The sequence below is a fragment of the Mycobacterium sp. NPDC048908 genome (genome assembly GCF_043197955.1).
In the GTDB taxonomy this organism is placed as follows: Bacteria; Actinomycetota; Actinomycetes; order Mycobacteriales; family Mycobacteriaceae; genus Mycobacterium.
In genome coordinates this window covers 103738-124626 of the sequence record NZ_JBICUE010000004.1, presented here as the reverse complement: position 1 = coordinate 124626, position 20889 = coordinate 103738, and the positions used below count along the sequence as shown (strand labels likewise).

The window sequence follows — 20889 nt, the reverse complement described above, 5'->3', positions numbered from 1 at the left end:
ACTTGACGAATAATAGAACCTTCTGTGATTCTCGTCGATATGGCCAAGCCGCCGCTGTCCATGAAGCCGACTGGCTGGTTCCAGGTCGCCTGGTCGGACGAGGTCGGCATTGGTGACGTACATGCGATGAAGTACTTCGGCGAGGAATTGATCGCGTGGCGGTCCGAGTCTGGCCGGCTCACGGTCATGAACGCCTACTGCGAGCATCTCGGCGCGCACCTCGGATTCGGCGGCCACGTCGTCGGCGAAGTGATTCAGTGCCCCTTCCACGGCTGGCAGTGGAATCACGACGGCCGCAACGTGTGCATCCCGTACGAGAGCAGGCCGAACCGTGGCCGGCGGATCAAGACCTATCCGGTGGTCGAGCGCAACGAGTCGATCTACGTCTGGCAGGACATCTGCGACCGCAAGCCGTACTTCGACGCACCTGACGTGTTCGCGAGCTTCCTGGACGGCAGCAGTGCCGCCGATTACTACCCCCAGCAGCGGCTGTTCGAACGCGGTCACGAGTTACACCCGCAGTACGTGCTCGAGAACGGGGTGGACTTCGCTCACTTCAAATATGTGCATCAGACGCCCATCAACCCGATCTTCACCCGCCACGATTTCGCCGAACCGGTGTCGTATGTCGACTTCACCATCACATTCGAGGGCGACGATCAGCAGTCCATCGACGATGTCCGCAGTGGAGTCGAGGCGATCAACGGCGGACTCGGCATCGCGGTGACCAAGAGCTGGGGGATGGTCGACAACCGCACCATCTCCGCGATCACACCTGTCGACGAGTACACCTCCGATGTCCGGTTCACGGCCTATATCGGCCGGACGCCCGGCAAGGACACCGAGCGGGCGGCGCAACGGGCCGCCGAGTTCGGCGAAGAGATCATCCGGCAATTCCGCCAGGACATCCACATCTGGTCACATCAGCGCTATTCCGATCCGCCCGCGCTGGCAAGCTCGGAGTATGAGGGATTCACGGCGATCCGCAAATGGGCGATGCAGTTCTATCCCGACGGCCGCGGTGGCAGTGCCGCGCACCTCGCGTCGACCGATCAGAAGGGTTGATCCTCTTGTCGAACAAGCCGATTCGCGTGTTTCAGGTCGCCACTGGCAACGTGGGCTCCGAGATGATCAAGCGTTATGGCGCGCAGTCCGACCTCCAGCTGGTCGGCGTGCACTGCTATTCGCAGGAGAAGATCGGCAAGGATGCCGGCGAGCTCGCTGGTATCGAGCCGAACGGGGTGATCGCCACAGGCACGATCGATGAGATCATCGCCGCGGCGCCCGATGTGCTGACGTTCCACGGGGTCTTTCCCGACGAGGACCTCTACATCAAGGTGCTGGAGGCCGGCATCAACATCGTCACAACCGCCGACTGGATCACCGGCTGGCACCGCGACACCAACCATCCGCATCCGTCGGGCAAGCCGGTCAGCCAGTTGCTGGCCGAGGCGTGCGAAACAGGCTCGTCGTCGTTCTACGGCACCGGCATGAACCCCGGACTCAACCAGATCCTCGGCGTGCTCTGCTCGGCCGACGTCGCCGAGATCGAAAACGTCACGACCATCGAATCCGTCGACGTGTCCTGCCACCACAGCAAGGACACCTGGATCGAGGTGGGCTACGGCCTGCCCGTCGACGATCCGAGCATCCCCGCCAAGCTCGAGAAGTACACCAGGGTGTTCGCCGACAGCGTGCTGATGATGGCCGACTGCTTCGGCCTGGAACTCGACGAGGTCGAGTTCAGCTATGAGTTGGGCGCGTGCACCGAGGACGTCGACCTGGGTTGGTATGTGTTGCCGAAAGGCTCGCTCGGCGGCAACTACATCAAGTATCAGGGCATGGTCGACGGGGTGCCGCGGGTCGAGACCCACCTCGAGTGGCAGATGACCCCGCACACCGATCCCAGTTGGGATATCAAGGGCTGCTATATCACTCAGATCAAGGGTGATCCCTGTATCTACAACAAGCACATGATCTTCCCGAAGCCGGGAGTGGACCTGTCGAACCCGGACAATTTCGCCTCGATCGGCATGACGGTGACCGGGATGCCCGCCCTGCATGCGATCAGGTCGGTGGTCGCGGCGCCTCCGGGATTGCTCACCAGCGCCGACCTTCCACTGCGCGGGTTCGCCGGCCGATTCAAGGACTAGCTGGCAGAACAGGTTTCGTCAATCCGCGGCATTCGGATGACGCGTGCGAATAACCTGAGGGCGTGTCGGAGGGGCGGCCGACGTGGGCATGCGTCAGAAGGTTAGCGGGCTGTTGCTTGATGGCAGGAGCATTGGCCGCGGCCTTCATGTTTCCTGTCGTGGGCGGCATCGGACTGATGTCCAACCGTGCGGCCGATGTCGTCGCCAACGGCTCCTCGCAACTGATCGCCGGCGATGTACCGCAGGTGTCGACGGTGGTCGACGTAGCAGGACAGCCGATCGCGTGGCTCTACACGCAGCGTCGATTCGAGGTGCCGACCGATCGAATCTCGAATGCCATGAAGCTGGCGATCGTCTCGATCGAGGACAAGCGGTTCGCCGAGCACAACGGAGTGGATTGGCCAGGCACGCTGACCGGGCTGTCCGGATACCTCGCAGGCAACCCGGACACTCGGGGCGGTTCGACGATCGAACAGCAGTACGTGAAGAACTATCAACTGTTGGTGACCGCGCAGACCGACGCGCAGCGGCGCGCCGCCGTCGCGTTGACACCGGCACGCAAGATGCGCGAGATCCGGATGGCGCTGGCGCTGGACAAGGCGATCAGCAAGGCTGAGATCCTGACCCGTTATCTGAACCTGGTGTACTTCGGCAATGGTGCATTCGGCGTGCAGGACGCCGCGCAGACCTACTTCGGGATCAACGCCTCGGACCTGAACTGGCCGCAGGCCGCGCTGCTGGCCGGGCTGGTGCAGTCGACCAGTCAGCACGATCCGTACACCAATCCCGATAGTGCGCTCAGTCGGCGAAACCTCGTGCTGGACACCATGATCGAGAACCTGCCGCAGCGCGCCGAAGAGCTGCGCGCAGCAAAGGCCCAGCCGCTGGGTGTGTTGCCCCAACCGAACGGACTGCCGAATGGCTGCATCGCCGCTGGCGATCGCGGGTTCTTCTGCGACTACGTGCTCGACTACCTGGCGCGGGCCGGGATCAGTAAAGAACAGGTGGCCCGCGGCGGCTATCTGATCCGCACCTCGCTCGACCCGAAGGTGCAGGGGTCGGTGAAGTCCGCGGTCGACAAGATCGCCAGTCCCGACCTCGACAGCGTCGCCAGCGTGATGAGCGTGATAAGGCCGGGCAAGGACGCGCACCGACTGATGGCGATGGCGAGTAACCGAAGGTACGGGCTGAACGACGACGCCCACGAGACGATGCAACCGCTGCCGTTCTCGCTCGTCGGCGACGGGGCCGGGTCGATATTCAAGATCTTCACCACGGCGGCCGCGCTCGACATGGGCATGGGTATCGACTTCCAGTTGGATGTGCCCGGTTCGTTCCAGGCGCGAGGGCTTGGCAGCAGCGATACGCCGGGTTGCCCGAAGGAGACGTGGTGTGTGCGCAACGCCGGGAACTACCGCGGCTCCCTCAAGGTCACCGATGCGCTGGCCGTCTCGCCGAACACCGCCTTCGCCAAGCTGATCCAGCAGGTCGGCGTTCCCAGGACAGTCGACATGTCGGTGCGGCTGGGGCTTCGGTCGTACGCTCTGCCAGGGACGGCGCGCGCGTACGACCCCGGAAGCAACGAGAGCCTCGCTGATTTCATCAAGAGGCAGAACATCGGCTCGTTCACGCTGGGGCCGTTCCAGCTCAACGCGCTCGAGTTGGCCAACGTGGCGGCAACGCTGGCGTCGGGCGGCACCTGGTGCCCGCCGGACCCGATCGTCAAGATCGTCGACCGGCACGGCAACGACGTGCCGATCCAGACTCAACCATGCGAACAGGCGGTGCCCGAGGGTCTGGCCAACACGCTCGCCAACGCGCTGAGCAAGGACGCCGTCAGCCCGGGCACCGCCGCGGGCGCTGCATCGTCGGTTGGTTGGGATCTGCCGGTGTCGGGCAAGACCGGCACCACCGAAGCGCATCGGTCGGCGGGCTTCGTCGGGTTCACGAATCAATATGCGGCCGCCAACTACATCTTCGACGACTCGAGCAATCCGTCAGGAATCTGTTCGTATCCGCTACGTGAGTGCGGCAGCGGCGACCTGTTCGGCGGCAGCGAGCCGGCCCGCACGTGGTTCGAGGCGATGAAGCCGATCGCCAACGATTTCGGCGAGGTGCGAATGCCGCCGACCGATCTGCGTTACGTCGATGGCACGTCGGGTAGCCAGGTGCCCAATGTGTCCGGTATGAAACTGGACGCCGCGCGAGAGCGGTTGCGCAACGCGGGCTTTCAGGTCGCCGAAAAGGCGACATCGGTGAACAGTTCCGCGTCGTATGGCGCCGTCGTCGGGACCTCACCGAGCGGTAAGACGATCCCGGGGTCGATCATCACGATCAACATCAGCAACGGCATCCCGCCCGCGCCGCCGCCACCGCCGCCGCCACCGCGGGACGAGCCACCACCTCCCGCGGTCCCCCCGGAGGGCATGACCGTCGTGGAGATTCCGGGTCTGCCGCCGATCACCGTGCCGCTGCTGGGACCGCCGCCGGGTGCACCGCCGCCGCCCCCGTTCGCGCCACCGCCCCCGCCACCGCCGTTCGAGCCGCCGCCTCCGCCGCCGGTCGAACCACCGCCCCCGCCTCCGTGAAGTCAGTAATCCCACACGGCGGGCACGCAGCGAAACGCGTCGCCTGCGGCTGCCACATGGCATACCGACGGGAAGGGCAGGTGAGTGGCCACCAGCGCCTCGCCGGTGGCCGCCAATTCGCGCAGCAGTCGGACCCGGACGCGGGCCGCCTCCTCTGGGTCATGTTCGAAGCCGTTGAACCAGTCGGGTTGGTCGAATCCGACCTGGAACACAGCGTCGCCCGCGAACGTCAGCCGGTCGGCACCGGATGCCAGGCGCACGACACTGTGCCCCGGAGTGTGTCCACCCGTCCTGGTGACAAGCACTCCTGGCGCCACCTCGTACTCGGTCTCGAATGGCCGCAACCGGCTGCGGTACTCCTCCAAGAATCGTGAGGCGGCCGACCGGAGAGCATCCGGTACCGGGGCAGGCATGTGGGTGCGGGAGAAGTCGGGTGCCTCCCAGAACTCTGCTTCCGCCGCCGCCACGTGCACCCGCAGGTCGGAACTCAGCCGCTGCTGGAGACCGTCGCCGAGCAACCCACCGACGTGGTCCATGTGCATATGGGTGAGCACCACGTCGGTCACCGAGGCAGGATCGATGCCTGCCGCCTGCAGTCGCAGGGCCAGCTGCCCGGCCCGAGGGAAGTCGGGGAACTCGGCGCCCAAGCCGGCGTCGATGAGTATGGTCTGGCTGCCGCTGCGCACCACGGCCACGTTCAGCGGCCAGTCGAGCACGTCCGGCGGCAGGAACATGTCGTCCAGCCAGCCCGCCAACTCGGTCGAGTCGGCGTTGTACGCCATCGTCGCGGCGGGAATGGGCAACATGCCGTCGCTGATCACCAGCACCTCGAGGCCGCCGACCTGTAGCGCGTAGCGCGACGGCACCAATTCGTCGAGTGCCTGCGTGTTGGGGCGTGAAATGTTGTCCACACTCATGACTGCTCCTCCGTGTCCGTGACAGCTTCCTGTCGCCCGGAACGGACGGGGCTTCACCGATTCATCCCGATTGCTTGATCGACTCCAGCGTGAAGGTTCGGACCTGGCCAGAAACCTGCGCATGACACTGCGACAACAGCGGCTCGGACATCTCCTCGTTGAGGTAGACCTCGATCGGTCCTTGCTCATTGCCGAGCACCACCCGGATTGTGCCCTCGCCCCGCTCGACGTCGATGGGCGGAAAACTCGCGATGCGATCGTCGCCGGTGGCCTCGCGGGCGAAGTACTGCGCGGCTTGGACGGCATGCGGCAGGGAGGCGCGGCCGCGCAGGAACGCGTTGTCCAGCCGGCCCTCGAGGTACAGCCGCACCAGCTCCGCCGAATCGGTCGAGTCGACCCGCCCGTAGCACAGCCCTTCCGGTAGCACGAGCATGGTGGCGGCGAACCGATCGCCGCCCAAATGCGAGCATTCCCACGTGAAGTCGGGGTACGCCGTCGCGATCGACTTACATGCGCTGCGGCCACGAACCGCGCAGCACTGGTCGTGCTTGCCGTGCGCACAGACCGCCACGAGCGGGTCGGTCCGCGCGGTGCCGTCGGAGCCGTCGAGTGCGATGTCCAGATACTCCCGGGGATCATTGACCTCGCCGCCGTACAGCACCTCACTGCCGACGTCGGCGTGCGCAATGAACCAGCGCCACCTTGGCGGGCTGGAGCGGCGGCCATGCTTTCGGATCGCCGCGATGCGCATCTTCGCCGTCTCCACGCGCCGGACAATGGCGCGTCCGAGCTCGGGATCGATGACCGCGGGAGACCGCAGGAACGCCGAATGCCCCCAGCCGCCAGGCAATTCGAGCAATACCCAGGACGAACCCGCCGAAGCCGTGCCGTACATCGGATCGCCGCGGGCCAGCGACTGGTCGCTGCAGGGCGCTCTTCTGGCGACGGTCATCCGTTGTCCGGTAGAACCATGGCCTCTTCAACCACGATGTCTTGAACCACGGCCTCTCGAAGCAGCCGACGGATCAACACTGTCGCGTCGGCACGGTCGAGACCAGGCATCGTTCCCGCGTCGACCGCAATCCCTTGGTGAAGCGCCGCAATGGCCTCCGCACACGACATCGGAAACGTCATCACCTTGTCGGGAAGTCGCAGGGCGACGCGTCCATCGGTGCATTCCATCGTGGCGACCAACCCGCGGCGCCAACAGACGCGCGTCGTGGCCGCCGATTGCGAAGCGTCGAACGCGGCCAGCGGACGAACGGCGACAGGGCGCGTCTGTTTGGCGTGCCCTTGTATCAGCTGTGCCGCGGCACCCCCGCTGACCGTGGCCGCCTCATCGCGCAACGCGTCGACCATTTCCGCCATCACCTTGGTCACCGTCGTGATGATGTCATCCTGATCGGTGCAATCACGCCCCAGCAGCAGCGACCGGCGAAACTCTTCCATCGTCGCCAGTTGATCGACGACCGCGCGCGCGACATCCACACCGGTGACCGCGGATACCCCAACGGTCAGGTGGATGGACGTGGTGTCCAACGCCTGCGCTGAATGCACCCAGCCGCGGGGCAGATACAGCGCGTCGCCCTGCGACAGCACGGTGTCGATCACCGGATCGTTTTTTACCCGCGCTGCGATCGCCGACCGATGTTGCGTCCACGGTTGCGAGGGCAGCGGATGGGTGTGCACGGGTTCGTGCACGATCCAGCGCTTCTGCCCGGCCACCTGAAGGACGAACACGTCGTGGACGTCGTAATGGGGATCGAAGCCGCGGTTGCTTGGCGGCGTGATGTAGGCGTTGACCTGGACCGGATGGCCCACGTCGTCGACGGCCTGCCGGACGAAGTCGATCAGCGGCGGCCACAGCCGATGCAGGCCCTGGAGCACAATCGTTGCGCCGGAAGAGAATTGGGCAAGGACCTTGGCGGAGTCGACCTGATCGGGCATCTCCGCGCCGAATCCGGCGGGCCCCAGATAGCAGTCCTTGGCCAGGACGTCGCCTTCCTTGGCCATCCGGATGAACGGCGCACGCACCCCGCGCTCGGCGATCAGTTCGTCGACCGTTTCCGGCGAGAGCAGATCGCTGAAATCGCGGGGGAGTTTGGTGGACGGACTGAGCAGCGGCCTACGACCCCAGAACTCGGTGGCGAAGGTTCCGGGGTCGATCGCGATGAAGCGACTCAGCGCCGCGAAGCCGTCATGCGGTTCCGTCGGCACCGCCGTCGTGGCCTTCGGGGTTCGAGCCGCCGTCGGCCGGGCCTTCGCCGCCCGCCGCGCCGTCGGCCCCGCCGTCCTGACCCTGCGGATTCGAGCCCCCGTCGGCTGGGCCCTCGCCGCCCGCCGTGCCGTCCGCTCCGCCGTCGTGGCCTTCCGGGTTCGACCCGCCGTCGGCGGTGCCCTCGCCGCCGCCTGATGTGGTGATGTCGTCGTCGTCCAGTGGCATGGTGATCCTTTCCCGCGATGCGTGCGCGCAGAGTTACCCGGGACCGCCTTCGCGAAACGCTCAGTACGACTGGCCGTCGGCATAGCGCTTCCTGCGGTAGTGACGGCCCTTGCCGCGATTGCGGCTCTTGTACGTCGGCAGCTGTGAGTCGCAGTTCGGACAGACCAGCCGCAGGTTCTCCCGTCGATTGTTCATCGGGTCGCCGTCGATGTGGTCCAACACCAACGCCAGGGGGAGGCCGAGCCACGTGGTGGCCCCGCCACAGATCGCGCAACAGCCGGATTGTGCAGCGGCGAGATACTCCCGGATGTAATGGCCCTGGTGTCCGCCGATGCGTGCTTCTCCGGATTCGAGCCAAAGTCGTGTATTCGACTTGCGCCGGCTCGAAGCCTGACACCTGTTGCCGCAGTAAATCTTCTGGCTGCGCTTCGAAAGTGGCGAACCGCAGCCGCGGCACTGTCTCATGGGCCGACGCTACGACCGGCTACCGACAAGTGAGTGGAGCCCCCTGTCAGGATCGAACTGACGGCCTACTCTTTACAAGAGAGTCGCTCTACCACTGAGCTAAGGGGGCCTGCGGGCCAAGAGTTTATCGGGTCAGTCCTCGGCGTCGATAATCCGCTGCGATGTCACGGTTCGCGACGATGACCGAGCCCTCGGCCGCCTGCCCGGCAGCGGAATCCGGTCGGCGATACTGCTCAACGGGTTGACCACCTGTGCCAGCGTCACGACGGCCTCGTGAAGCGCATCGATCGTCGGCGTCAGCGCCTCCAGACCGGGAGCCAACCGGTTCAGCGTGTCCGCGACATCGGCGAGTTTGAGTAGCGGGCCGTTCTCGGCGGTCAAGGTGTCGAGCAGGCCGCCCTCGGCCAGTAGCCGGTCGGCCACCCCGTCTTCGCGCAGCACCCGCTCGATCAGGCCGTCGTTGGCGAGCAGTTGGTCGGCCAGTCCGCCGGGTGCGATCACCCGCGACAGCGCTCCGTCGTCGGTGGTCATCCGGTCCATCAGCCCGCCCTCTGCGGTCAGCTGATCGACCAGCCCGCCGGGGGCAAGGGCCCGCGACACCGCGCCGTTCTCCGCTGTCAACCGGTCCAGCAGGCCGCCCTCGGCGGTCAGCTGATCCACGATCCCTCCGGGTTGCAGCAACCGGTCGACGGGGCCGTTGGGCCGCAGCGCCCTGCCGAGCGGGGCATCGTCGTCCATCAGCTTGGCCAGCCGGTTCGCCCGCTCGACGGCGTCGTCGATGCCAAGGATGTGCGCGACGGAACCAGACCCCGACTGGGTCTGCCCCAGCGCGGTCTTTGCGATATCGAGGCCCGTCTCGGCAACCGCGATGCCGACGCGTACCGGTGCGGTGGCGAGGTCGGTCAGGGCTTTGCCGAGATTCATGTGTCCAGTCTATGGGTGTAACCTCGGCGCACCCGGCGCTTGGCCGTACCGCCTGGAAACCAAACTCACAGGAAGTTGACAGGCATCCCGCAGCATAATTGCCAGTGAAATCCTGGACATTAGCGGAATGGCGATGGCTGCACTACCCGAGAATCTGCCCGAGGCCCGCGTCCTCGTAGTCGACGATGAGACCAACATCGTCGAACTACTCTCAGTGAGCCTGAAGTTCCAGGGCTTCGAAGTCCATACCGCGTCGAACGGGCCCGCAGCCCTGGACAAGGCCCGCGAAGTGCGGCCGGACGCGGTGATCCTCGACGTGATGATGCCCGGCATGGACGGCTTCGGGCTGCTGCGCCGGTTGCGCGCCGACGGCATCGATGCGCCCGCACTGTTCCTCACCGCCCGCGACACGCTGCAGGACAAGATCGCGGGTCTCACCCTGGGCGGCGACGACTACGTCACCAAACCATTTTCGCTGGAAGAGGTGGTCGCGCGGTTGCGGGTGATCCTGCGCCGGTCGGGCCGCGGTGTCGAGGAACCCCGCAATGCCCGACTGACCTTCGCCGACATCGAACTCGACGAGGACACCCACGAAGTGTGGAAGGCCGGTGAGCCGGTTTCGCTGTCGCCGACCGAGTTCACGTTGCTGCGCTACTTCATCATCAACGCAGGCACGGTGTTGTCGAAGCCCAAGATCCTCGACCACGTCTGGCGCTACGACTTCGGCGGAGACGTCAACGTCGTGGAGTCCTACGTGTCGTATCTGCGGCGCAAGATCGACACGGGCGAGAAGCGTCTGCTTCACACGTTGCGGGGCGTCGGGTACGTCCTGCGTGAACCGCGATGAGTCGCTGGCGCGGTGATGAGCCGTTAGGCGAAGAGTCATCGGCCAAGAGCCGAGAACACAGCTGATCTTTCGCGACAATAGGGGCATGGCGGTACTGCGCGGACGAGGCATACCCCTGAGGGTTGGCCTGGTCGCCGCCACCCTTGTGCTGGTGGCAGGCGGCCTGTTGGCGTCGGGCATCGCCGTCACGACGATCCTGCGCCATGACCTGACCAACAGGGTCGACCAGACGCTGCTCGACGCGTCGCGCAGTTGGGCGCAGGCCCCGCGCAGGATGCCACCGACTCCGATCGAAGGCCCGAACCCGGCCCGCCCACCGTCCAACTTCTATGTGCGCGGGGTCGACCCCGACGGCCGCATCTGGATGGCGGTCAACGACCGCGCGGCCGAACCCGCGCTGCCAGCCGACAACGATGTGGGACCGGTGCCCGTCACGGTCGGCTCCGTCGATCACTCGAACGTGAAGTGGCGCGCGATGAGTGTGCGCGGCTTGCGCGGTGAACTGACCACCGTCGCGATCGACCTGTCCGACGTTCAGACCACGGTGCGCGCGCTGATCTACGCGCAACTCGGCATCGGCGCCGCGGTGCTGCTGGTGCTCGGCGTGGTGGGCTACTGGGTGGTGCACCGCAGCCTTCGCCCGCTGGTCGAGGTGGAGCAGACGGCGGCGGCGATCGCGGCAGGGCAACTCGACCGTCGTGTTCCCGAACGCGACCCCCGCACCGAAGTCGGCCGACTTTCGTTGGCGCTCAACGGAATGCTCGCGCAGATTCAGCGAGCGGTGGCGTCGTCGGATTCGTCGGCCGAGGCGGCCCGCACCTCGGAGGAACGGATGCGTCGGTTCATCACCGACGCCAGCCACGAACTGCGCACACCGTTGACCACGATCCGCGGTTTCGCCGAGTTGTACCGCCAGGGTGCCGCCAAGGACGTCGAGATGCTGATGAGCCGTATCGAGAGCGAATCCCGCAGGATGGGACTGCTCGTGGAGGACCTGCTGCTATTGGCCCGGCTCGATCAGCAGCGGCCGCTGGATCGGCACCGCGTCGATCTGCTCGCCATCGCCAGCGACGCCGTGCACGACGCGAAGTCGATCGCCCCGCCCGCGCGCAAGATCACCATGGAGGTGTTCGACGGCCCGGGCACCCCGGAGGTACTCGGGGACGAGCCACGGCTGCGGCAGGTGTTGGGCAATCTGGTCGCCAACGCGCTGCAGCACACTCCCGACACCGCCCGCATCACGGTGCGGGTCGGCACCGACGACGGCCACGCTGTCCTCGAGGTCTGCGACGAGGGCCCGGGCATGAGCAAGGAGGACGCACACCGGGTGTTCGAGCGGTTCTATCGCGCCGACTCGTCACGGGCGCGCGCCAGCGGCGGTACCGGGCTCGGCCTGTCGATCGTCGATTCGCTGGTGCATGCGCACGGCGGCGCCGTCAGCGTCACCACCGCGCCGGGGGAGGGCTGCCGCTTCAAGGTGAACCTGCCGCGGATCGCGGACGTGCCGGCTCAAGTCAGTTGAGGCTCAACTCAATTCACTGAGGGCGGCTTTGATTTTCGCCTGGGCCTCGTCGAGTGATTCCGGCGACGGATTCTGGTCGACGTTGGCGAAGCCGAAGTCGCTCAGATTGCGGGCCGGGAAGACGTGCACGTGCAGGTGCGGCACCTCGAGTCCGGCGATGATGACCCCGGCACGCTCGACGTCGAACGCCTTGCACACCGCCTTGCCGATCAACTGCGAGACCTCCATGACGCGTCCGAACACCGCGGGTTCGACGTCTTGCCACTGGTCGATCTCGGCCCGCGGCACCACGAGCGTGTGGCCCTGCGTCATCGGCGCGATGGTCAGGAAGGCCACAATGTCGTCGTCCTGGTAGACAAACCGGCCCGGTATTTCGCCGTTGATGATCTTGGTGAAGACGGTCGCCATGGGCATGAGCATTCCAGCAAGCTCCCAGTCTCGCCGCAGTGGGGTGGCAGCCTGTTTCGAGACGCTCGACTCGTGACTGACCTGGCGGCTCCCCGCACGGCCGACGTGGCCGCACGCCCGACACGCAGCTACGTCCTCGACATCGTGATCCCGGTCTACAACGAGGAACGCGACCTTCCAGGCAGCGTCCGCCGGTTGCACGAGTATCTGGCCGCCGAGGTGCCGTACCCGTCGCGGATCACCATCGCCGACAACGCAAGCACCGACAGCACCCTTGCCACGGCCGAGTCGTTGGCGCGGGAGTTGCCCGACGTCGACGTCATCCATCTCGATCAGAAGGGCCGTGGCGGCGCGCTGTACACGGCGTGGATGGCATCGGATGCCGACGTGGTCGCCTACATGGACGTCGATCTGTCGACCGATCTGTCGGCGTTGATGCCCCTTGTGGCTCCGCTGATTTCGGGTCACTCCGACGTCGCGATCGGGTCTCGGCTGGCGGCTTCGTCTCGAGTGGTACGCGGACCGAAGCGCGAATTCGTCTCTCGCAGTTACAACTTGATATTGCGTGGGGTACTCGGTGCCCGGTTTTCCGATGCGCAGTGCGGGTTCAAGGCGGTGCGCGCCGACGTGGCGCGCCAACTGCTCCCCCATGTCGCCGACACCGGGTGGTTCTTCGATACCGAACTGCTGGTGATCGCCGAACGCGCCGGGCTGCGCATCCACGAGGTCCCCGTCGATTGGGTCGACGACCCCGACTCCCGTGTCGACATCGTCGGCACCGCGATCAACGACCTGAAGGGTTGCTGGCGGGTCGGCCGCGCGCTTGCGACCGGCGCACTGCCGCTGCGGGAACTGCAGCGTAGCCTCGGCCGAGAACCGCTGGTTCCCGGGGTTCCCCGCGGCATGGTCGGTCAGATGGTCCGCTTCGGCATCGTCGGGGTCGCAAGCACACTGGCCTACGCGCTGCTGTATCTGCTGCTGCATCCGGTGATGGGCGCGCAGGCGGCGAACTTGACCGCGTTGTTGCTGACGGCGATCGCCAACACGGCCGCCAACCGGGCGTTCACGTTCGGGATCCGCGGGCGCACCGGCGTCGCGCGACACCAATTGAACGGGCTGGTGGTGTTCGCGTTCTGTTTGGCGATCACCAGTGGGTCGCTGTTCGCGCTGCACCGCTATGACCCGACGGTCGGCAAGGCGGTGGAGCTGTCGGTGTTGGTCGGGGCGAACCTGGTGGCGACGCTGGTCCGGTTCGTCGCGCTGCGACGGGTGTTCAGCGCGTAACGGCTGCGTGGATCTCCTCGATGGTCCACGGCGGTGAGTCGGCATGGCCGCGGTACGCCAGGATCGAAGGAGATTGGCGGTCGAAGCGGCCGACGAAATTGCCTGCGGCGATGAGGATCTGGCCGGTGACATCCTTTGCGAGATCGCTGGCGAGGTAGGCGTACGTCGGCGCGGCGTATTCGGGCGCAGGTGCGTCGAGCGCCGCTTGCATGCTCACGTCGTCCAACAGGCCGCGCCGATTCAACGCCGCGATGTGGTCTTCGTAGTCCCTCCCGGTCGACAGCCGCGTCTTGGCGCCCGGGCAGATCACGTTCGCGCGCACGCCGTGCTCACGCAGTTCGGCGGCGATGGCCATCGTCAGGCCGTTGACGCCGCCCTTGCCCGCCGGATACCCGGTACCGCCGTAGTCGCCGAGGAACGCGAAGGAACTGGTGTTGATGATCGACCCGCGGCCCTGCTCAACCATTCTGGGTGCAGCGGCGCGGCAGGTCTCGAAGGTGGTTCCGAGGTGCGCATCGACCAGGTCGCGGAACTGCGCGCTGGTGACCCGCAGGATCGATTCGCCGGCCAGCCCGGCGGTGCCCGCGCAGTTGACCAGGGTGTCGATCCGGCCGAATTCGCGCACGCAGGTGTCGATCAACGCGTCGGCGACGGCGGGGTCCGCCGCGGAGCTCGGCAATGCGACCGCCCGTGGAATGCGTTGTGCCGCTTGAACTGCGGCACTCGGGTCACGGCCGTTGACGACGACGCCTGCGCCAAGGGTCGCCAGCAGTTCGGCGACGGCGAGACCGATGCCGCGGGTGCCGCCGACGACCACCGCACCGCGGCCGTCGAACGGACCGCTAATTCTTCGCGTCCGGCTCGGTGAACTGCATCGCGTCCATGTTCCAGTAGCCGCGCAGATTCGTGATCAGGCCGGCGTCGTTGGTCTTGTAGGTGAACACACCGCGCACGGTGGCCACGAAGCCGTTCGGAAACTCGGTGCGCAGCACCAGGATGTAGGCGATCTCGTTCGGCGAACTCGACGGGAACGTCGCCTCCCGGGTGACCGTCAACTGGTTCGGGCCGATGTTGGTGTCGAAGAACGCGCCCACCGCCTCTTTGCCGCGCACGCCGGTGCCGCCGGGGTTGGTGACCGCATCGCCGATCGGATCCTCGATGACGATGTCGTCGGCCATCAGGGCCAACCAACCGTCTTTGTCGCCGGCCTGCACGCAGCGCCACGACGCCTCGGATGCGGCGACGACAGGCGTCTTCTCCACCGTCTCCTGGGACATCCCGTTACCGATCGTCGTCGGTGTAGCGGATCACGCCGCGAATGTTCTTGCCCTCCAGCATGTCGGAGTAGCCCTCGTTGATCTGCTCCAGCTTGTACTGCCGGGTGATCATGTCGTCGAGGTTGAGCTTGCCCGCCTTGTACATCGACAGCAGCTGCGGGATGTCATAGTGCGGGTTGCCGCCGCCGAAGATGGTGCCCTGCAGGTTCTTCTGCATCAGGGTGAGCATCGCCAGGTTCAGCGTGACTTGGGTGTCCAGCAGACTGCCGATCGCGGTTGCCACGCAGGTGCCGCCCTTGGCGGTGATCATCAGATAGTTGTCGATGTCCTCGCCCTTGAGCTCGCCGACGGTGAGGATGACCTTGTGTGCCATGAACCCGTAGGTGACCTCGGCGATGCCCATCAATGCGGTGGTGATGTCGGGATATACATGGGTGGCGCCGAATTTCAGCGCGGCGTCGCGCTTCCACTCGACCGGTTCGATCACGAAGATGTGCCGCGCGCCCGCATTCACCGCGCCCTGCAGGGCGGACATCCCGACGCCGCCGACACCGACGATTGCGACGTCCTGGCCGGGCCGGATGTCGGCGGTGCGTACCGCCGAACCGTAACCCGTGGTCACGCCGCAGCCCACCAAGCAGGCCACCTCGAACGGGATCGACGGGTCGATCTTCACCACGGAACTCTTGTGCACGACCATGTACGGCGAGAACGTGCCGAGCAGCGTCATCGGGTACACGTTCTGACCCTTGGCCTGGATCCGGAAGGTGCCGTCCGAGACAGCCGCACCGTTCAGCAGGCCGGCGCCCAGGTCGCACAGGTTGCGCAGGCCGGCCTGACACGACGGGCAGTGCCCGCAGGACGGGATGAACGACAACACCACGTGGTCGCCTGGCGCGAGTTCCTCGACGCCGGGGCCGACCTCGGTGACGATGCCCGCGCCTTCATGGCCGCCGAGCACGGGGAAGCCGCCCATCGGGATGCCGCCGGTCACCAGGTGGTGATCGGAGTGGCACATCCCCGACGCCTCCATCTGGATCTTCACCTCGTCCTTGACGGGGTCACCGATCTCGATCTCCTCGATCGACCACGGCTGGTTGAACTCCCAGATGAGAGCGCCTTTTGTCTTCATCGAAACCTGCTCCTCTCGAGTGTCCACACATTAGACCGAGTTATCTAAGTCACACGTGTGATTGCTGTCTACCAGATGGCGACCGGTGCCTCGCCGAGTGGGTAGTAGCCAGGCAACTTCTCTCCGGCGAGACTGCGCTCGATCCGCTTCTGCATGCCGGCGCTGAGGTCGCCCGACTCGATCAACCGCATGTACATCCTGGACACGTGGCCGAAGTCGAAGAAGTCGCGCTGCCACTCGATCTTCAGGTTGGCGTTCAGCCGGAACCAGCTGCCGCCGATGCCGTAGATCTCGTCGGTGGTGCCGTCGGCCTTGTTGACTTTCTGCTTCCAGAAGCCGACGATCTCGCCCAGCCTCTCGTCGACGAGCACCTTTTGGTACTCGTAGTTCCAGTCCTCCAGGCCCTCCATCTCCAATCCCAGTGCGACGTCACGAATTTCGTCTAAGCCGACGCACATCACGTCTTCCTTCGGCCCGATGTTCCAGCCGTAGGTGGCGTCGTCGGTGTAGAAGTCAGCCAGTGGCTTCCAGTCACCGGCACTTTCGCAGTCTCGGTTGGCCTGAAGCCAATCCTCGACCCACTTGTCGAGGTCTTCGCGGGGCAACGACGGCATCAGTCTTCCTCTCTTATGGACAAGGCCTGGGTGGGGCAGGCCCACACGGCTTGTTCGATCTGGGCCCGATCCTCTTCCGGCGGTTCGGCATCCAGGATCTGCACCTGGCCGCGCTTGGGCACCTTGAAGTAGTCGGGCGCCTCGAGTTCACACATGGCATGGCCCTGGCAGAGGTCCAAGTCGACTTCGACCCGAAAGCCCATGGTCGCCTCCTCCCTACTTGGTGCGCCTGAAGTATCGGGCTTTCGCTGGACGCTCGAGTTGCACCACCATCTTGGAGTGGTCATTGCGATAGGAGTCGGCAGGTTGGGCCATCTCGAACTCGTACTCGCGCAACAGAACCGAGAAGATGGCCTTGATCTGCATCTGCGCGAACGCGGCGCCGACACAGCGGTGTCGTCCAGCGCCGAACGGGATCCAGGTCCAACGGTTGACGATGTCGGCCTGTTCGGGTTTGTCGTACCGGTCCGGTTTGAACGCGTCGGGGTCGGGGAAGTCCTCGGCGATCCGATTGGAAACGGCGGGGGAGGCCGCGACGAAATCGCCCTTGTGGATTGGAAAGCCGGCCACCTCGAACTCGCCCTGCGCGACCCGCATCAAGATGATCAGCGGCGGGTGCAGCCGAAGCGTCTCCTTGACGACGTTGTCCAGCTTCGGGATCTGGCGCAGCGCATGGAAACTCACCTCCTGGCCGTCGGCGTACAGCTCGTCGAGTTCGGCCTGGACCTCGGCGTAGATGTCGGGGTGGCGGATCAACTCGATCAGCGTCCACGCCGACGTGCCCGAGCTGGTGTGGTGACCGGCGAACATCAGTGAGATGAACATGCCGGTGACCTCGTCGGCCGAGAACCGGGGATTGCCGTCATCGTCGCGGATCGACACCAACACGTCGAGCATGTCACGGTCGGCCTTGTCCTTCGGCGGGTTGGCCAATCGCTGGTCCATGATCTCCTGAACCAGCGCAACGAGTTTCACGCGTGCCTCGTCGCGGCGCTTGAAGCTCTCGATCGGCAGGTAGGGATCGACATAGCACAGCGGATCGGTGCCGCGTTCGAGGTCGTGGTAGTACTCGGCGAACCGGTGGTCGAGCTGTTCGCGGAATTTCAGCCCGATCAGGCACGCCGTCGAGGTGTAGATGGTCAACTCGGCGAAGAAGTCGAGCAATTCGATTTCGCCTTCGTCGCCCCAGTCGGCGATCATCTTCTTGACTTCGCCTTCGATGGTGGTCGCGTGGCCCTTCATCTGCTCGCCGCGCAGCGCCGAATTGTGCAGCATCTCCTTGCGCCGCTCGGGGCTGGCGTCGAAGACCACGCCCTCGCCGAAGATCGGCGTCATGAACGGGTACGCCTCGGCCTGATCGAGATCCTCGTCGGCCGAACGGAAGAAGAACTCGTTGGCCTCGGCGCCGGACACCAGGATGACATGCTTGTCGACCAACTGGAACCAGCCGACATCGCCGCATTCCTCGCGAAGGCGTTTCATCAAACCGATTGGGTCGATGCGGAATTCCTCGAGATGGCCGTGCTCTTCTTCGCCGCCTGAGACACGGGGCACGATGGCGGTGGTCGCCGTAGTTGAATCAGCCATGTCCTGGCATCCCTTCCTCGCCGAGAGCGAGCTTCTGGCGGGTGGTGTTGTCTGCCAATGGAGCTTCGGGCTGGAGCTCCATGCTCGCGATGAATCCGCCGCGTGGGGTCTCGGCCACGAACGTGATGGCGCGCGCGAGGTCCGCCGCTCGCAGGAAGTAGTCGTGGCGGGCCTGCCCCCACTTGGCCCAGTCCTCGAGCGCGGGCCCGATCAGCTCGGCGGGCAGACTCCAGCCCATGTTGGTCTTCGTCGGGCCGGGGTGCACGATCGATGCCCGCACGCCCGTGCCTTCGAGCTCCATCTGGAAGTTCGTCACCATCGCGACCAGCGCGGCCTTTGCTGCGCCGTAGGCGCCCATGTGCGGGCGCTGACGCAGGGCGACATCGGAGCCGACGAAGATCAAATCGCCACGCCGGCGTTCGATCATTGCCGGCAGCACCGCGGTGGCCAACCGGTTGGCGCCGACCAGGTGGATCTGCAGCTGCGACTCGAATTCGTCGGTGCTGATGTCGGCCAGCTTGCCGAAGTAAGTGTCGCCGGCGCCCGCCACCAGCACCTCGATCTCGCCGAGCGCCTCGACGGATTGGCCGACAAACGATTTCACCGAGCCGGGATCGGTGACGTCGAGGTGGAACCCGACGGCCTCGCCGCCGTCAGCGCGGATCTTGTCGACGATCTCCTGGAGCTTCTCGACGCGGCGGGCGCCGAGTGCGACGGGAAAGCCATGCGCGGCAAGCGCAATCGCGGTGGCTTCACCGATCCCCGACGACGCGCCCGCCACGATCGCAGGCCTGCGCTTGGGAAGTGGGTCGAACCGGGGCATTTAACGGACCTCCACGGTGATGGGAAGGTGAGCGAATCCGCGGACATTGCTGGAGTGAACGCGGACGGCGGTGGCCTCGTCGACCTGGTATCCGCGGATTCGCTTGAACAATTCGGCGAGCGCCACCCTGGCCTCCATCCTGGCCAGGTGCGCACCGAGGCAGAAGTGCGCGCCACTGCCGAAACTCATGAGCTTGGAGCCGATCTCGCGGCCGATCAAATACTCGTCCGGATTCTCGAACACCCGCTCGTCGCGGTGTGCAGAACCGGGGAGCAGCAACAGCACATCGCCATCGGGGATGGTGGTGTCATACAGCGTGAGTTCCCCGGACACGGTTCGCGCCAGGATCTGGCTGGAGGTGTCGTAGCGTAGCGTCTCCTCCACCCACAGCGGCACGCGGTCCAGGTCGGAGTAGACAGGCGCCAGCTGATCGGGGTTCTTGTGGCCCCAAAACGCGGCGTTGGCAAGAAGTTTGGTGGTGGTTTCGTTGCCGGCGATCACCATCAGGAACATGAATCCGAGGATCTCGTCGTCGGTGAGCCGGTCGCCGTCGATCTCTGCTTCCAGAAGCGCGGTCGTGAGGTCGTCGGTCGGCTGCTTGCGCCGCTCGGCCACCATCTGTTGGTAGTAGACGATCAAGTTGATGGACGCCTCGACCGCCGCAGGCGGCACGTCGGTCACCCCGTCGTCGCGGTGCATGACGCCGTCGGCCCACGCCCGCACTTGCGCACGGTCGGGTTGAGGGACTCCCATGAGTTCCGAGATGACGTCCATCGGCAGCTTGCCCGCGAAGTCGTCGACGAAGTCGAAAGTGTCTGACTGCAAAGCGGTGTCGAGGTGCTGGACCGCGATCTCGGTGACCCGCGGCTCCAGCTCACGAATGCGTCGCGGCGTGAAACCCTTGGACACGAGAGTCCGCAGCCTCAGATGCGCGGGATCGTCCATCGCCAGAAACGACATCGTCTTGCTCGCGTGCGGCCCCCGCGACGCCGGGTCCAGCGATACGCCGAACTTGTTCGACAGCGTCGTGCTGTTGCGGAACCCCTGCAGCACATCGTTGTGCCGCGACAGTGCCCAGAAACCCAACTCGTCATTGCGGTACAGCGGCGCCTCGTCGCGCAGCCGCAGGTAGTACGGATACGGGTCTTCGTGGAAGTCGTAGTCGTAGGGGTCGAAAACCAGATCCGCGGCCTCGACGGTCATGAATCCTCCCCCAGGATGAGGCCGACCACATAGGTCAGCCGGTCGGCGATCTGGTGGTACGTGACGACGCCGCTGCCCGCGTGCACCAGTGCGCCGAAGTACGTCATCTCCAGCGCCGAGACGGTGCGCGGGTCGGCCTCCGGTCCGACCGCCGACCGGATCCGGCGGTGGATCTCGGCGCCGATGCGCTCGCGGACCGCGCGCACCGCCTGGTCGTTGTTCGACAGCAGCGCCGTCGTGCAGGCCGCCGCGACCTCCGGCTCGTCGGCGATCATCAGCGTCAGCGCGCGCAGGGCCTGTTCGACCCGGCTTGCCCGGCTGTCGTTGACGTCGGTGAAGTACGGCACCTGGCGGACCAGGTCGAGGTAGACCTCGGCGATCAGATGGTTCTTCGACGAGAAGTAGGTGTAGGCGGTGGCAGGGGCGACTTTCGCCCGGGCGGCCACCGCCCGCACGGTCAGGTCGGCGTACGACGACTCACGCAGCATCTCGACACCCGCGGCGAGCACCTTGCGGAAGGTCTCCTCCTGGCGCCGGTTACGTGGCTGTTCCGTGACCGCCGCCACGGCATCGCTGGACACATGTCCAAGTTATCGGACCCCATGGGACGCAGGCAAGCATGCAGGTAGGTCATGCCACGCTTGCCACCCCGAGACAACCCGGACTATCGTTCGGGTAATCCAAGTCGGACAGTTGTCCAGC

The 20889-nt window shown here is 65.6% G+C and carries 22 protein-coding genes and 1 tRNA gene; 6 read left to right on the top strand and 17 right to left on the bottom strand.

Translation table 11 applies throughout. The features are described from left to right. The first annotated feature begins 39 nt into the window (after positions 1-39). From ACGFK1_RS12620 to ponA2, 3 genes are all read left to right on the top strand, one after another. Positions 40-1065, top strand: a complete 1026-nt coding sequence (locus ACGFK1_RS12620) for a Rieske 2Fe-2S domain-containing protein (protein ID WP_393430067.1) — start codon at positions 40-42, stop codon at positions 1063-1065. Between the two features lie 5 nt (positions 1066-1070). Continuing rightward, positions 1071-2153, top strand: coding sequence for a dihydrodipicolinate reductase (locus ACGFK1_RS12615; RefSeq protein WP_393428876.1), 1083 nt, complete (start codon positions 1071-1073; stop codon positions 2151-2153). A 119-nt stretch (positions 2154-2272) separates the two neighbouring features. Further along, positions 2273-4741, top strand: coding sequence for a transglycosylase/D,D-transpeptidase PonA2 (ponA2, locus tag ACGFK1_RS12610; protein ID WP_393428874.1), 2469 nt, complete (start codon positions 2273-2275; stop codon positions 4739-4741). Between the two features lie 2 nt (positions 4742-4743). Here the strand turns inward: ponA2 and ACGFK1_RS12605 are convergent, their stop codons facing one another. The 7 genes from ACGFK1_RS12605 to ACGFK1_RS12575 all read right to left on the bottom strand — a co-directional run bounded on the left by ACGFK1_RS12605 (position 4744) and on the right by ACGFK1_RS12575 (position 9490). Further along, positions 4744-5658, bottom strand: coding sequence for an MBL fold metallo-hydrolase (locus tag ACGFK1_RS12605; RefSeq protein ID WP_393428871.1), 915 nt, complete (start codon positions 5656-5658; stop codon positions 4744-4746). A gap of 61 nt (positions 5659-5719) precedes the next feature. Continuing rightward, positions 5720-6610, bottom strand: coding sequence for a sucrase ferredoxin (locus ACGFK1_RS12600; protein ID WP_393428869.1), 891 nt, complete (start codon positions 6608-6610; stop codon positions 5720-5722). Continuing rightward, on the bottom strand, positions 6607-7875 hold the full coding sequence (locus ACGFK1_RS12595) for a cupin domain-containing protein (protein ID WP_393428861.1): 1269 nt from the start codon (positions 7873-7875) through the stop codon (positions 6607-6609). Before ACGFK1_RS12595 ends, ACGFK1_RS12600 begins: the two co-directional genes overlap by 4 nt. Further along, positions 7856-8101, bottom strand: a complete 246-nt coding sequence (locus ACGFK1_RS12590) for a BatC protein (RefSeq protein WP_393428858.1) — start codon at positions 8099-8101, stop codon at positions 7856-7858. Before ACGFK1_RS12590 ends, ACGFK1_RS12595 begins: the two co-directional genes overlap by 20 nt. A gap of 60 nt (positions 8102-8161) precedes the next feature. Next, entirely contained in the window at positions 8162-8566 is a 405-nt protein-coding gene (locus ACGFK1_RS12585) for an HNH endonuclease (RefSeq protein ID WP_393428856.1), read from the bottom strand. A gap of 34 nt (positions 8567-8600) precedes the next feature. Continuing rightward, positions 8601-8675: transfer RNA gene (locus tag ACGFK1_RS12580), tRNA-Thr, on the bottom strand. Between the two features lie 23 nt (positions 8676-8698). Continuing rightward, positions 8699-9490, bottom strand: coding sequence for a hypothetical protein (locus ACGFK1_RS12575; RefSeq protein ID WP_393428853.1), 792 nt, complete (start codon positions 9488-9490; stop codon positions 8699-8701). A 127-nt stretch (positions 9491-9617) separates the two neighbouring features. Between ACGFK1_RS12575 and ACGFK1_RS12570 the strand changes: the two genes are divergently transcribed. Further along, positions 9618-10337, top strand: a complete 720-nt coding sequence (locus ACGFK1_RS12570) for a response regulator transcription factor (RefSeq protein ID WP_393428850.1) — start codon at positions 9618-9620, stop codon at positions 10335-10337. Between the two features lie 85 nt (positions 10338-10422). Beyond that, the gene (locus tag ACGFK1_RS12565; RefSeq protein ID WP_393428847.1) at positions 10423-11859 is read left to right on the top strand and encodes a sensor histidine kinase; all 1437 of its coding nucleotides are present in this window, start codon (positions 10423-10425) and stop codon (positions 11857-11859) included. 3 nt (positions 11860-11862) lie between these two features. Here ACGFK1_RS12565 and ACGFK1_RS12560 read toward each other — a convergent pair whose 3' ends face one another. Beyond that, entirely contained in the window at positions 11863-12267 is a 405-nt protein-coding gene (locus tag ACGFK1_RS12560) for an HIT family protein (protein ID WP_393428844.1), read from the bottom strand. 72 nt (positions 12268-12339) lie between these two features. Between ACGFK1_RS12560 and ACGFK1_RS12555 the strand changes: the two genes are divergently transcribed. Then, complete coding sequence (locus ACGFK1_RS12555; protein WP_393428841.1) at positions 12340-13551, top strand: glycosyltransferase; 1212 nt, start codon at positions 12340-12342, stop codon at positions 13549-13551. On the opposite strand, the gene ACGFK1_RS12550 is transcribed toward ACGFK1_RS12555, so the two are convergent. The 9 genes from ACGFK1_RS12550 to ACGFK1_RS12510 all read right to left on the bottom strand — a co-directional run bounded on the left by ACGFK1_RS12550 (position 13541) and on the right by ACGFK1_RS12510 (position 20768). Continuing rightward, positions 13541-14368 carry an SDR family NAD(P)-dependent oxidoreductase gene (locus ACGFK1_RS12550; protein WP_393428838.1) on the bottom strand — a complete coding sequence of 276 codons (828 nt, stop codon included), beginning with the start codon at positions 14366-14368 and terminating at the stop codon, positions 13541-13543. The two genes, ACGFK1_RS12555 and ACGFK1_RS12550, sit on opposite strands and share 11 nt — an antisense overlap. Before the next feature lie 25 nt (positions 14369-14393). Further along, complete coding sequence (locus ACGFK1_RS12545; RefSeq protein WP_393428835.1) at positions 14394-14828, bottom strand: nuclear transport factor 2 family protein; 435 nt, start codon at positions 14826-14828, stop codon at positions 14394-14396. Between the two features lie 4 nt (positions 14829-14832). After that, on the bottom strand, positions 14833-15960 hold the full coding sequence (locus ACGFK1_RS12540) for an NDMA-dependent alcohol dehydrogenase (RefSeq protein WP_393428833.1): 1128 nt from the start codon (positions 15958-15960) through the stop codon (positions 14833-14835). 68 nt (positions 15961-16028) lie between these two features. Continuing rightward, a complete protein-coding gene (locus ACGFK1_RS12535; protein WP_393428830.1) occupies positions 16029-16574 on the bottom strand; it encodes a nuclear transport factor 2 family protein in 546 nt (181 codons plus the stop codon). Then, complete coding sequence (locus tag ACGFK1_RS12530; RefSeq protein ID WP_393428827.1) at positions 16574-16777, bottom strand: ferredoxin; 204 nt, start codon at positions 16775-16777, stop codon at positions 16574-16576. Before ACGFK1_RS12530 ends, ACGFK1_RS12535 begins: the two co-directional genes overlap by 1 nt. Positions 16778-16790: 13 nt before the next feature. Continuing rightward, positions 16791-18161: a cytochrome P450 gene (locus tag ACGFK1_RS12525; RefSeq protein WP_393428824.1), complete on the bottom strand. Its 1371-nt coding sequence runs from the start codon at positions 18159-18161 to the stop codon at positions 16791-16793. Beyond that, the gene (locus tag ACGFK1_RS12520; protein WP_393428821.1) at positions 18154-18984 is read right to left on the bottom strand and encodes an SDR family oxidoreductase; all 831 of its coding nucleotides are present in this window, start codon (positions 18982-18984) and stop codon (positions 18154-18156) included. The genes ACGFK1_RS12525 and ACGFK1_RS12520 overlap by 8 nt, the downstream gene beginning before the upstream one ends. Then, the gene (locus ACGFK1_RS12515; protein ID WP_393428818.1) at positions 18985-20187 is read right to left on the bottom strand and encodes a cytochrome P450; all 1203 of its coding nucleotides are present in this window, start codon (positions 20185-20187) and stop codon (positions 18985-18987) included. It lies immediately after the preceding gene. Continuing rightward, positions 20184-20768, bottom strand: a complete 585-nt coding sequence (locus ACGFK1_RS12510; protein ID WP_393428815.1) for a TetR family transcriptional regulator — start codon at positions 20766-20768, stop codon at positions 20184-20186. The genes ACGFK1_RS12515 and ACGFK1_RS12510 overlap by 4 nt, the downstream gene beginning before the upstream one ends. Between the last annotated feature and the right edge of the window lie 121 nt (positions 20769-20889).